Origin of the sequence: Streptomyces sp. NPDC059142, assembly GCF_042755665.1 — a bacterium.
Lineage (GTDB): Bacteria > Actinomycetota > Actinomycetes > Streptomycetales > Streptomycetaceae > Streptomyces.
On record NZ_JBHZDA010000010.1, the window covers coordinates 96,619 to 107,100 of the forward strand.

General features: G+C 69.0%; 17 protein-coding genes and 1 tRNA gene. 17 read left to right on the forward strand and 1 reads right to left on the reverse strand.

The genetic code is table 11. The features are described 5' to 3' along the window. Positions 1 to 456: 456 nt before the first annotated feature. From ACFXPK_RS06270 to xerC, 14 genes are all read left to right on the forward strand, one after another. Positions 457 to 876: a TIGR03668 family PPOX class F420-dependent oxidoreductase gene (locus tag ACFXPK_RS06270; protein WP_385072242.1), complete on the forward strand. Its 420-nt coding sequence runs from the start codon at positions 457 to 459 to the stop codon at positions 874 to 876. A 54-nt stretch (positions 877 to 930) separates the two neighbouring features. Further along, complete coding sequence (locus tag ACFXPK_RS06275) at positions 931 to 1,701, forward strand: GntR family transcriptional regulator (protein WP_385072245.1); 771 nt, start codon at positions 931 to 933, stop codon at positions 1,699 to 1,701. A 156-nt stretch (positions 1,702 to 1,857) separates the two neighbouring features. Continuing rightward, complete coding sequence (locus ACFXPK_RS06280) at positions 1,858 to 2,187, forward strand: hypothetical protein (protein ID WP_385072248.1); 330 nt, start codon at positions 1,858 to 1,860, stop codon at positions 2,185 to 2,187. 4 nt (positions 2,188 to 2,191) lie between these two features. Next, positions 2,192 to 3,541, forward strand: coding sequence for an FtsK/SpoIIIE domain-containing protein (locus tag ACFXPK_RS06285; RefSeq protein ID WP_385072250.1), 1,350 nt, complete (start codon positions 2,192 to 2,194; stop codon positions 3,539 to 3,541). An 86-nt stretch (positions 3,542 to 3,627) separates the two neighbouring features. Then, the gene (locus ACFXPK_RS06290; RefSeq protein ID WP_385072253.1) at positions 3,628 to 3,852 is read left to right on the forward strand and encodes a hypothetical protein; all 225 of its coding nucleotides are present in this window, start codon (positions 3,628 to 3,630) and stop codon (positions 3,850 to 3,852) included. Between the two features lie 74 nt (positions 3,853 to 3,926). After that, on the forward strand, positions 3,927 to 4,625 hold the full coding sequence (locus ACFXPK_RS06295; RefSeq protein ID WP_385072256.1) for a DUF2637 domain-containing protein: 699 nt from the start codon (positions 3,927 to 3,929) through the stop codon (positions 4,623 to 4,625). Between the two features lie 20 nt (positions 4,626 to 4,645). Beyond that, complete coding sequence (locus ACFXPK_RS06300) at positions 4,646 to 4,840, forward strand: mobile element transfer protein (protein WP_385072259.1); 195 nt, start codon at positions 4,646 to 4,648, stop codon at positions 4,838 to 4,840. 6 nt (positions 4,841 to 4,846) lie between these two features. Next, positions 4,847 to 5,131, forward strand: coding sequence for a hypothetical protein (locus tag ACFXPK_RS06305; RefSeq protein ID WP_385072261.1), 285 nt, complete (start codon positions 4,847 to 4,849; stop codon positions 5,129 to 5,131). 37 nt (positions 5,132 to 5,168) lie between these two features. Continuing rightward, positions 5,169 to 5,411: a hypothetical protein gene (locus ACFXPK_RS06310; RefSeq protein WP_385072264.1), complete on the forward strand. Its 243-nt coding sequence runs from the start codon at positions 5,169 to 5,171 to the stop codon at positions 5,409 to 5,411. Positions 5,412 to 5,505: 94 nt separating this feature from the next. Next, positions 5,506 to 5,688, forward strand: a complete 183-nt coding sequence (locus ACFXPK_RS06315) for a hypothetical protein (protein ID WP_385072266.1) — start codon at positions 5,506 to 5,508, stop codon at positions 5,686 to 5,688. 5 nt (positions 5,689 to 5,693) lie between these two features. Beyond that, positions 5,694 to 5,867, forward strand: a complete 174-nt coding sequence (locus ACFXPK_RS06320; protein WP_385072269.1) for a hypothetical protein — start codon at positions 5,694 to 5,696, stop codon at positions 5,865 to 5,867. Further along, a complete protein-coding gene (gene repSA, locus ACFXPK_RS06325) occupies positions 5,864 to 7,255 on the forward strand; it encodes a replication initiator protein RepSA (protein ID WP_385072272.1) in 1,392 nt (463 codons plus the stop codon). Before ACFXPK_RS06320 ends, repSA begins: the two co-directional genes overlap by 4 nt. 2 nt (positions 7,256 to 7,257) lie before the next feature. Next, positions 7,258 to 7,461 (forward strand): excisionase family DNA-binding protein, encoded by a 204-nt coding sequence (locus ACFXPK_RS06330; protein WP_385072275.1) that lies wholly within the window; start codon positions 7,258 to 7,260, stop codon positions 7,459 to 7,461. Next, positions 7,461 to 8,621 (forward strand): tyrosine recombinase XerC, encoded by a 1,161-nt coding sequence (xerC, locus tag ACFXPK_RS06335; RefSeq protein ID WP_385072278.1) that lies wholly within the window; start codon positions 7,461 to 7,463, stop codon positions 8,619 to 8,621. Before ACFXPK_RS06330 ends, xerC begins: the two co-directional genes overlap by 1 nt. A 63-nt stretch (positions 8,622 to 8,684) precedes the next feature. Here the strand turns inward: xerC and ACFXPK_RS06340 are convergent. Continuing rightward, a tRNA-Gly gene (locus tag ACFXPK_RS06340) sits at positions 8,685 to 8,758 on the reverse strand. Positions 8,759 to 9,012: 254 nt separating this feature from the next. On the opposite strand from ACFXPK_RS06340, the gene ACFXPK_RS06345 reads away from it, so the two are divergent. The 3 genes from ACFXPK_RS06345 (at position 9,013) to ACFXPK_RS06355 (ending at position 10,328) form a co-directional block, all read left to right on the forward strand. Beyond that, the gene (locus ACFXPK_RS06345) at positions 9,013 to 9,198 is read left to right on the forward strand and encodes a hypothetical protein (RefSeq protein WP_385004638.1); all 186 of its coding nucleotides are present in this window, start codon (positions 9,013 to 9,015) and stop codon (positions 9,196 to 9,198) included. Positions 9,199 to 9,268: 70 nt separating this feature from the next. After that, positions 9,269 to 9,844 carry a dCTP deaminase gene (dcd, locus tag ACFXPK_RS06350; RefSeq protein ID WP_385004636.1) on the forward strand — a complete coding sequence of 192 codons (576 nt, stop codon included), beginning with the start codon at positions 9,269 to 9,271 and terminating at the stop codon, positions 9,842 to 9,844. Between the two features lie 7 nt (positions 9,845 to 9,851). Further along, a complete protein-coding gene (locus tag ACFXPK_RS06355; RefSeq protein WP_385004634.1) occupies positions 9,852 to 10,328 on the forward strand; it encodes a phosphoribosyltransferase in 477 nt (158 codons plus the stop codon). Positions 10,329 to 10,482: the final 154 nt, after the last annotated feature.

Below are 10,482 nucleotides of genomic sequence, written 5' to 3' on the forward strand. Positions count from 1 at the left end.
GGGGGGGGGGGGGCGGGGGGCGGGGGCGGGGGGGGCCGGCGGCCGCCCCCCTCGCCCGCTGCCCGGTCCGCGTGGCGGTCGGTGGGGGTGTGATCCGTAGCGGCGGCAGGATGCCGATTGCCCAACCGCGCCGGATGCCCGAAGGGCAAGAGACACCGAGCCCCGCACGAGGAAAACCACCGGCCACAGATCCCGCCGAGCCTGAGGGGCTTCCCCGTACGCTGGGGCTCTCCGGCTCGCCGGCCCGGTTCCGTCGTCGTTCCTGAGCCTGATCCTCCCGATGGGGGGGACGTCACCATGCCCGACAGGTTCCGGAAGTAGCGGCGCCTCTCACGCGGGAGCTACCGAGGGCTTCCCCTCCCCCTCCCCGCCCGAAGGGTGGGGCTTGATGAGGTAGAGAAACCTGTAACAGCCTCCACTCCCCTTGGTGCATCTCCGGGTGGGTACGGTCCCTTCATGAAGCTTGATCCCACAGAGGCAAGAGCACGCTTCTCGGCATCACCAATCGCACGTCTGGCGACTACAGGCGCCGATGGCGCACCACATTTGGTGCCGGTGACCTTCACCGTTGACAACGACCTGGTGTTCTTCGCGATCGATCACAAGCCCAAGAGCACTTGGAATCTCCGTCGACTGCGGAACATCCGAGAGAACCCGAAGGTTGCCGTTCTGGTTGATCACTTCGAGTCCGATTGGACAAGACTCTGGTGGGCGCGTGCCGATGGTCGTGCCGAGATCCATGAGGATGGGCCCCAACGACTCCACGGCGTTGAGCTGCTGGAAGGTAAGTACAACCAGTACTCAGAGCACCCCCCCAACGGCCCAGTGGTGATCATCCGAGTTGATCGCTGGAGCGGCTGGGTGTTCACGGAGTGACGTTGTCGACGGGACGGCGTAACCTGCTTGCATAGCCAAGCTGAGGTGACCTGAATGTCGATCCCGAATCTTCCGCCGTATCGGAAGATCGCCGATGACCTGCGGGCTTTGATCCTTTCCGGCGCACTCGCGCCCGGCGAGAAGCTGCGGTCGGAGAACGAGCTTAAAGATCAGTACGGCACCACTCGCGTAACCGTCCGTAAGGCGTTGGCGCTCCTGAAGGCTGACGGCCTGCTCGTGAGCGAACAGGGCAAAGGCGTCTTCGTGCGCCCGCGGCCAAGCGTCCAGATGCTGACCACTGGGGCTAACTTCCGGGAGCGTCGACAGACCGGCGTAAGCAACTTCAACGCTGAAGCGGCTGCACAGGGCTTGCGCCCTGAACAGCGCATCCTCTCCGTCGGGACCCTGTCGGCACCCGCCGAGGTGGCTTCACGCCTGGAGATCGCGGAGGGGAGTCCGGTCATTGCCCGGCGCCGCGCGTTCTTCGTGAACGACGAACCCATGCAGTTGGTTGACGGGTACTACCCCGCCGCCCTGTTCGGCGGCACTGAGCTGGAGAGCCCCCGCCGCATCCGTGGCGGCGTGAGCCGGTTGATCGAAGATCCCGATGGGCCGGTGAAGCAGCGGATCACTCAGTTCGTGGAAGAGCTGGACATCCGCATGCCCACGCCCAGCGAGACCGAGTCACTGAAGATCCCGCCCGGCGTTCCGCTGGCCCGCGTCTTCAGAGCGGCACACATCAGCACTGGTCAGGTGGTGGAGGTACTTGACTCGCGCATCCCCTGCGACCGACACGGGTTTCGGTACGTGATCGACGTCCCCTGACGAATCGCCAGAAAGAAGAGGGCCTTCGGGTCCTCTTTTTTTGACGACCCACTTGCATATCCAAGTTGCCGCCCCTACCTTGATGGAACGGCTTGGATATACAAGCTGCCGAACTGGGGGAGCCGCTGGCTTCCCGTTCCGCAAGGGAGTTGCTAGATGCCGTCCTTCAAGATCGATGTTTCGACCGCTGTGGTGTTCGTTGCGACGGCGCCGGTGCCGAAGCTGGTGAGCAAGCAGACGGGGGAGCGTGCCGTGGACCGGGAGACCGGTGCTGGGCTGTCGACGGTGGGCCTGCTGATCTCGGACGACGGGGAGGGGAACCTCTACCAGGTGACCGTTCCCGAGACGGGGATCCCGGCGAACCTGACCCCGGGCACCCCGGTGTCGGTGGTCGGGCTCAAGGCCCGGGACTGGGAGAACACGTTCAACGGGCAGACGCGGCACGGGATCAGCTTCCGTGCGGTCGCGATCACGGCGGGGGCCTGAGACTGTGTCGGACCTGGCCACGTTGTTGGAGATCGCCGCCCCGCTGGTGGGTGCGGGTGGTCTCGGCTACGCGAAGGTACGTGCTCCGCGTGTGTACTGGTCGCTGGTGGGTCTGCCGGTCGCCCGGGTCCGGTTCGCCTCGTCGTACCGCTCGACCATGGATGTGTGCGGTCTGACGGTTCAGCCGTCCCGTCTGCGGGCGTTCATGGTGCGTACGGTGGCCCGCCGCCAGGATGTGCAGCCGGTCCCGCCGAAGGTCCGCCGGGTACGGGGCTCGCTGACGGGCATGCGGGTGACGCTCCGTCTTCCCGCCGGTCTGGAGCCCTCCGACGTAGCCGCCGCTTCCGAGCGTCTGCGACACGCCTGGGGTGTCCACTCGGTGACCGTGGTGGAGACCAAGCCCGGCTTCGTGGAGCTGCGGATGACGGGCTATGACGTGCTGCGCCGGGTGCAGATGCCGCGCCGGGTGCCGTCCGGCCCGATGGTGGTGCCGGTCGCGGTGCGGGAGGACGGGGGCGTCTTCGTCCGTGACTACCAGAAGGTTCCGCACGCGCTGACGCTGGGTGCGAACCAGTCGGGGAAGTCGATGTATCAGCGCAACCTGATCAAGGGCCTTGCCCGGCACCGGGTTGCGCTGGTGGGTATCGACTGCAAGCGGGGCGTCGAGCAGACCGCCTACGCGCCCCGGCTCTCCGCCCTGGTCACGACCCCGGACGACGCCGCTTCACTGGTCGATGCCCTGGTGGCTGAGATGGAGACCCGCTTCGACCTGATCAGCGAGCATGGCGCCTCGGACCTGTGGGGCCTGCCGGACAAGGTGCGCCCGGTCCCGATGGTGATCCTGGTCGATGAGGTCTCCGAACTCTTCCTGACCGCCTCGAAGAAGGATGAGGAGCGGCGCGAACGCCTCGTGACGGGCCTGATCCGGCTCGGGCAGATGTCCCGGGCGGTCGGTATCTATCTGGAGGTATGCGGGCAGCGCTTCGGCTCCGAACTGGGCAAGGGAGCGACCATGCTCCGTGCGCAGCTCACGGGTCGTGTGGTGCACCGGGTTAACGACAAGCAGACCGCCGAAATGGGCCTGGGTGACATCGCCCCGGACGCGGTCTCGGCCGTGACGCTGATCGCGCCGGACCGGCCCGGCGTGGCGGTGGCCGGTGACTCCTCGGGCGGCTGGTCCCGCATCCGCACCCCGGAGACGACCCCGGCCGATGCTGCGGCGGTCTGCCGCCAGTACGCCCACCTGACCCCGGATCTCCCGGCCCTGGCGCCGTTCCGCCCGGCTGTGCCCGTGGTCGTTCCGGCCCGGCCTGCCACGCCGCCGCTGACGACGCCCTGGCCGGTCACCGAGTAACCCCCCCCTGCTCCACCGGTCGGCGTGACCGCTTCACGCCAGGTCCCTACCCCGCCCATGCCCGAACCCGAACGGAGACGACCGTCATGGCCGCCAAGAGGACCACCACCCGCCGCACCACCAAGACACCGCCCCCGGCCCCGGCGCCGGTCGAGCCGGAGAGCACCCCGGCCCCCGCCGAAGCGTGCGAGACCTGCAAGGGGACCGGCTCCGTCGCTTCCACGGTCCTTGTCGGGCGTAGGCGGCGGGCGGTCGGCCAGCAGGACGGGTTCTGCCTCGACTGCTTCGGCACCGGTACCGCCTCGTCCTGAACCGCCCCGGATGCCGGGCGGCCAACCTGTCCGCCCGGCCCCGGCCCCTTCTCCCTCGACAGGAGGTGATCCCCGTGTTCCGCACCATCCGTCTGGATGCCGTCCTGGTTCAGGCCGTGATTGCCGGTGCTCTGTCCTTCGCGCACCTGCACGACTTGGCCGCCGCCGCCGGGCAAGACGGCTGGAAGGCATGGGCCTACCCGATCAGCGTGGATCTGCTGCTGGTCGCAGCGTGGAACCGCATGCGCGTCCTGCGGGCCGACAACCAGCCGGCGCGCGCCGCCTGGACCTGGTTCGTCATCGCGCTGACCGCGTCCCTGGGCGCCAACATCGCCACCGCCGGACTCCTCGACCTCAACGACGTGCCCGCCTGGCTGCGCATCACCGTTGCCGGATGGCCCGCGCTCGCGTTCTTCGGCGGCACCCTCCTTGCCCACACCCCGGCCCCGGCCCCTGTGTCGGCCGACACCGAGCCCGATCCCGTCCCCGTAGTGCTGCCGGATCCGGCGCCGGAGCCCGCCCCGGAGATCAGCGTGGAACGCGAGCCGGAGCCTGCCCCGGAACTCCCGTCCATCGCTCCGCCGGAGCCGGTCACCGAGCCGAGCCCCGCCACTTCAGCCGTGGCGGTGCCCCCGGCGCTGCTCGACCACGCGCGGAAGGTCGCTGACACCCACCGTGCCACGACCGGCGCCCGGATCGATGCCGCCACCCTCCGCGCCCGCCTCGGCATCCCCGCACCCCTCGCAGACGCGATCACCGCCCAACTCGCCTGAACTAAAAGGAGGTTCACCTCATGCGACCGAACCGCTTCTACAACGTGATCCGTATCGGCCCCGTTCAGGTCGGTACCCGCAACGACGGACAGGGCCGCACGAAGCACACCGCCGCCTGCACGGCCCCGGGCTGCGGCTTCTCCGCCGACTACAACGACCGCTCCGCGGCCGAACTTGCCGCCACCACGCACCGCTGCACCCCCGGAAAGAGGTGACCTGCCGTGCGCTACCCCGAAGACCAGCGCCGCGCCGGACACATCCCGGCTGACCTGCTCGCGCAGCTCCCGCCCGGCACCGACCCCAACCGGATCGTCATCGTCCAGGCCGCGCCCCGCTCCTACACCGGGCCCATCCTGCTCGCCCTCACGGTATCCGGCGGCATCGCCCTGATCGTCCTGATGATCGCCGTGACCGTCCACGTGGCGGCCGTGGCGAGCGTCGCCGTCCTCTCCGCCACCGGCGGCATCGGCCTCACGCTCAAGCGCCCCAAGCCCCGCAGCAAATGACCACCCTCCTGATCTACCGCTGAAGGGACCACACGTCATGGGTCTGTTCGACCGCATCACCAAGAAGGAAGCGCCCGCGCCCGCCAACCCGGAGATGGCCGAACTCGGACGCGAATACGCGATCGCCAAGCGCCACGGCGACCGCAAGACCACCCGCCGCATCACGCGTCAGCTCGGCAAGGCGTCGGCCTCGGACCGGGACTCCTTCGAACACGGCAAGACGGCGTACGACGCGATCCCGCCCGTGCCCACCTGGCGCCGCCCCAAGCGCAACCGCTGAACAGCCCCCGGAGCGGCCTCGGTCGCCAAACTTCCGCCGCTCCGGGCGCCTCAACACCCTCCAGATCACGCAGACCCGAAAGGGAAACACCATCATGCCTCAGAACGCCCGGATCAGGCCCCTGTGCCACCACTGCGACGGCTTCCCCGCCGTGGCCGTCACCACCGGCCAGCGCACCCCCAACGGACAGCGCCAGACCATCACGGCCACCTGCCCGGCCTGCCACGGCACCGGCCACGCGATCCCGGACGCCGCCCTCGTCCGCGCCGCCCGGTGACCGCCATGGCCCTCCTGAACTGGCGCTCGGCCGAGCACTACGACCACACCGGCGACCAGCCGTGCGTGTGCTGCGGCAAGCCCACCCCGCTCCGCTCCGACCGGGGCAAGCCCGTCCACAAGGTCTGCGCCGAAGCCTGGATCGACGCCCACCCCGCCAAGAAGAAGGATGACGCGTGACCGACACCGCCACCCTGGCGGGCCTGGACCCGACCACCCTCGGCGATCTCCTGAGGGTGGCCGGGTCCCCGGGCTTCGACCGCTGGCAAGACCAGATCCGCCGCACCGGCGGCTGCTCCGACCCCATCCACCTGACCGGCTCCACCAAAACGATCGACCCCGCCACCGGCACGGTCTTCCACGCCTACTCGACCGACGCCGAGCCCGGCGGACGGCTCCGCGTCGCCTGCGGCAACCGCCGGGCCTCGCGCTGCCCCTCCTGCGCCTGGACCTACGCAGGGGACACCTACCACCTGATCCGAGCCGGCCTGACCGGAGACCCCGCCAAGGGCACCCCGCACACCGTGCGCGAACACCCCCGCGTCTTCGCCACCCTCACCGCCCCCTCCTTCGGCCCCGTCCACAACCGGCCCGGCACCCGCCCCTGCCGCTGCGGCACCCCCCACCCGGACGACGCGCCCGAACTCGGCACCGCCCTCGACCCCGCCACCTACGACTACGCAGGGGCAGTCCTGTGGAACAACCACGCCGGACACCTGTGGCGCTACGTGACCATCTACCTCCCGCGTGAGCTCGCCGCTCGCGCCGGAATCACCCAGCGTGAACTACGCGAACAGCTCCGCGTCTCCTACGGCAAGGTCGCCGAGTACCAGAAACGCGGCGCCATCCACTTCCATGCCGTGATTCGCTTCGACGGACCCGACGGCTCGGACTCCCCGCCCCCGCACTGGGCAACCATCGACCTGCTCACCGACGCACTGAACGCTGCCGCGGCCCGCGCTGAGATCACCTTGCCCGCGGCCGGTGAGCACCCGGCCCGGGTCCTGCGCTGGGGCACACAGCTCGACGTCCGCCCGATCGGCGCGTTCGGAAGCGGCGAAGACCTCACCGAGCAAGCCGTAGCGTCCTACGTCGCCAAGTACGCCACCAAAGCAGCCGAGACGACCGGCACCGTGGACCGGCGCATCGGCGAGATGGCCGAACTCGACAAGCTCCCCAACCTGCCCGACCACACCCGCCGCCTCATCCGGGCCTGCAAAGACCTGGACGACGTCTACCCGGACCGGCGGCTGTGGGCCTGGGCTCACATGCTCGGCTTCCGCGGCCACTTCTCCACCAAATCCCGCCGCTACTCCACCACCCTCGGAGCCCTTCGCCAGGTCCGCGCCGACTACCGCGCCGCACAGCAACGCGCCGCCCTCGGCCTCCCCGACCCCGACGACCACCCCGACGCGACCACCCTCACGGTCGCCCACTGGGCCTACGCCGGACACGGCCACACCCCCGGTGAGTCCTGGCTCGCCGCCAACATCCACCGAGACATCCACCAGGGCCGCGAGACCGCCCGACAAGCCCGCGCAGAACTTGAAGCAGAGGGGGAGTGGTGACCATGGCTGATCGTCTGCTGACGGTGCAACAGGTCGCTGAACGGCTCGGCACGGGTGTCCGCTTCGCCCGGCGCCTGATCGAAGAACGACGGATCGAGTACGTCAAGGTGGGCCGCCACGTGCGCATCTCCGAGCGCGCCGTTGATGCCTACGTGACGGTAAATACGGTGCGGCCTGCTCTTCGGCGACTGCGGAGCGTGGCCTGATGGCGGGGAGGAAGCGCCGTTTCGGGCGCATTCGTAAGTTGCCGTCCGGCCGGTATCAGGCGCGGTACCTCGGGCCTGATGGCGTTGACCGACCGGCGCCCCGCACGTTCCGAACCTCGGGCGAGGCGGATGATTGGCTTGCCGCCCAACAGACCGAGATCGGCAAAGGGGACTGGCAAGACCCTGAGGCGGGGGCGGTCAATTTCGAGATCTACGCGGTGCAGTGGGTTGACGAGCGGGGCCTGTCGGCAACGACGGATGAGCTGTACCGGCGGCTCCTGCGGTTGCACATCCTGCCTACCTTCCGGGCCTGGGACCTGGACGAGATCACACCGCCTCGCGTCCGTACCTGGCGAGCGGAGCGGCTGAGTGCTACCGGGGCTACGACGGTCGCCAAGTCCTACCGGCTGCTCAAGGCCATCTTGGAGACGGCAGCCGATGACGAGTTGATCCGCCGCAACCCGTGCCGGATCAGGGGAGCGGGCAAGGAATCCGCTCCGGAGCGTCCGGTGGCGACCGTTGCCCAGGTGGACGCGCTCGCTGACGCGATCGGTCCACGCTGGCGCCTGATGGTCTACCTGGCCGCGTACGGTCCGGCGCGACCTGAAGAACAGGCGGGGATGCGGCGTCCGGATGTCGACCTGGAGAACGTCGGGGTCTGGGTCCGGAAGGCTGAGCCGGAACTGACCACCGGTCGGCGTGCGCCCGGAGAGACCAAGTCCGAGGCGGGCAAACGGCTCCTCGTGCTGCCCGGCTTCATGGAGAAGGACCTGAGGCGTCATCTCGCCTGGTACGCGGAGAAGACGCCGGACGGGCTGCTGTTCGTCGGGGAGAAGGGCAAGCCCTTCCGCCGCTCCAGCTTCGGCCGGAAGTGGCGCAAGGCCCGTGCCGCGGTCGGCCTGCCGGACGACTTCCGGTTCTACGACCTTCGTCACACTGGGCACACCTTGACGACCCGCTCCGGGGCCACGCTCAAGGACACGATGGTCCGGGCCGGTCAGTCGACGGAGAAAGCTGCGTTGATCTACCAGCACTCGGACCATGAGCGTCAGAGGGTGGTGGCCGCCGGCCTCGACAAGATGGTGGAGGCGGAGCGCAAGAAGGGCACGGGCAAGCCGGATGATCAGGCATCGGGCACGGGACGGGCACGCGAGGCTTAGACCGGTCTAGACAACACAAAGGCCCGGGTTGGGGATCATATCCCTGACCTGGGCCTTAGTCGTTGGAGCGGGTGACGAGAATCGAACTCGCGCTCTGAGCTTGGGAAGCTCATGTTCTACCATTAAACTACACCCGCTTGGCGAGCCAGTGATCGGCTTCGCATCGTCCGACACTCTACCCCATCCCCTGCTCCCGGCGCCTCTCGCGCCCTGGGGTCCGTCCGTGTCGGCCGCGGTTGGGGCGTGACGTGCCCCGTGGTGTGGGTGTGGTTGAAGGGGCGGTGGGGGCGGGAGTTGGGGCGTAGGGTCGGGGGCGGAGTGCCGCCTCCTGTGGTGTCCCGATCATCCCCTAGTGTGGGCTTTCGTCCGCGTTTGTTGGGGAAGGGACTTGATGGACTTGATGGGACACACCGTCGTCCGCTGTGCCGAAGGGCACGTGTTCAGTACTGCGACATTCCCGATGCAGCAGCTCGACACGGGGCGGATCGGCCCCGGGCGGCTCATCCGGTGTCCGCGTTGTGCGCGGCTGCGGCATGCCGTGCCCGTGGAGACGGTGAACAGGGTGGATCAGCGCTGATCGTCGGCGGGTGAGGCGCGCGGGGCTGCCCGATTGGGGTGGGCTCGCGCGCCTTGCGTATCCTCGGGGCGTGCTTCTCTCAGACAAGGACATCCGGGCCGAGCTCGACTCCGGCCGCGTACGCCTCGATCCGTACGACGCGACGATGGTGCAGCCCTCCAGCATCGATGTACGGCTCGACCGCTACTTCAGGGTGTTCGAGAACCACCGGTACCCGCACATCGATCCCGCCGTCGAGCAGGCCGACCTGACGCGTACGGTCGAGCCCGAGGGCGACGAGCCGTTCATCCTGCACCCCGGTGAGTTCGTGCTCGCGTCGACGTACGAGGTCATCTCGCTGCCCGACGACATCGCCTCCCGGCTGGAGGGCAAGTCCAGCCTCGGGCGGCTCGGGCTGGTGACGCACTCGACCGCGGGGTTCATCGACCCCGGGTTCTCCGGGCACGTCACCCTCGAACTGTCGAACATGGCGACGATGCCCATCAAGCTCTGGCCCGGGATGAAGATCGGGCAGCTCTGCTTGTTCCGGCTCAGTTCGCCCGCCGAGTTCCCCTACGGGTCCGAGCGGTACGGGTCGCGGTATCAGGGGCAGCGGGGGCCGACCGCCTCGCGGTCCTTCGTCAACTTCCACCGGACGCAGGTGTGACGCGGGCATGAGCGAGCGCCGGGAGAACCTGTCGTACGAGACGTTCGGCCGCGCCGTGCGCGAGCTGGCGCAGAGTGTCGCGGACGACGGCTACGAGCCGGACGTCGTGCTGAGCATCGCGCGCGGCGGTGTCTTCGTCGCCGGCGGGCTCGCGTACGCCCTGGACTGCAAGAACATCCATCTGGTCAACGTGGAGTTCTACACCGGGGTGGGGACGACGCTCGCGATGCCCGTCATGCTCGCGCCCGTCCCCAACCTCGTCGACTTCTCCCGCAAGAAGGTCCTGATCGCGGACGACGTCGCCGACACCGGCAAGACCCTCAAGCTCGTCCACGACTTCTGCGTCGGCCATGTCGCCGAGGTGCGCAGCGCGGTCATCTACGAGAAGTCGCAGTCGCTCGTGAAGTGCGAGTACGTGTGGAAGCGCACCGAGGACTGGATCAACTTTCCCTGGAGCGTCGACCCGCCCGTCGTGCGCAGGTGAGAAGCGCTTGAGCAGCGCGGTGAGAAGGGAGGAGGGGGGGGGGACCCCCCCCCCCCCCCCCGGTGGGGGGGGGGGGGCCACCGGGGGCCCGTTGAGCCCCGGAACCAGCCCCCTGTTATGTGGAGCCCCCGCGCCCCCCCCCCGAGGGCCCCCC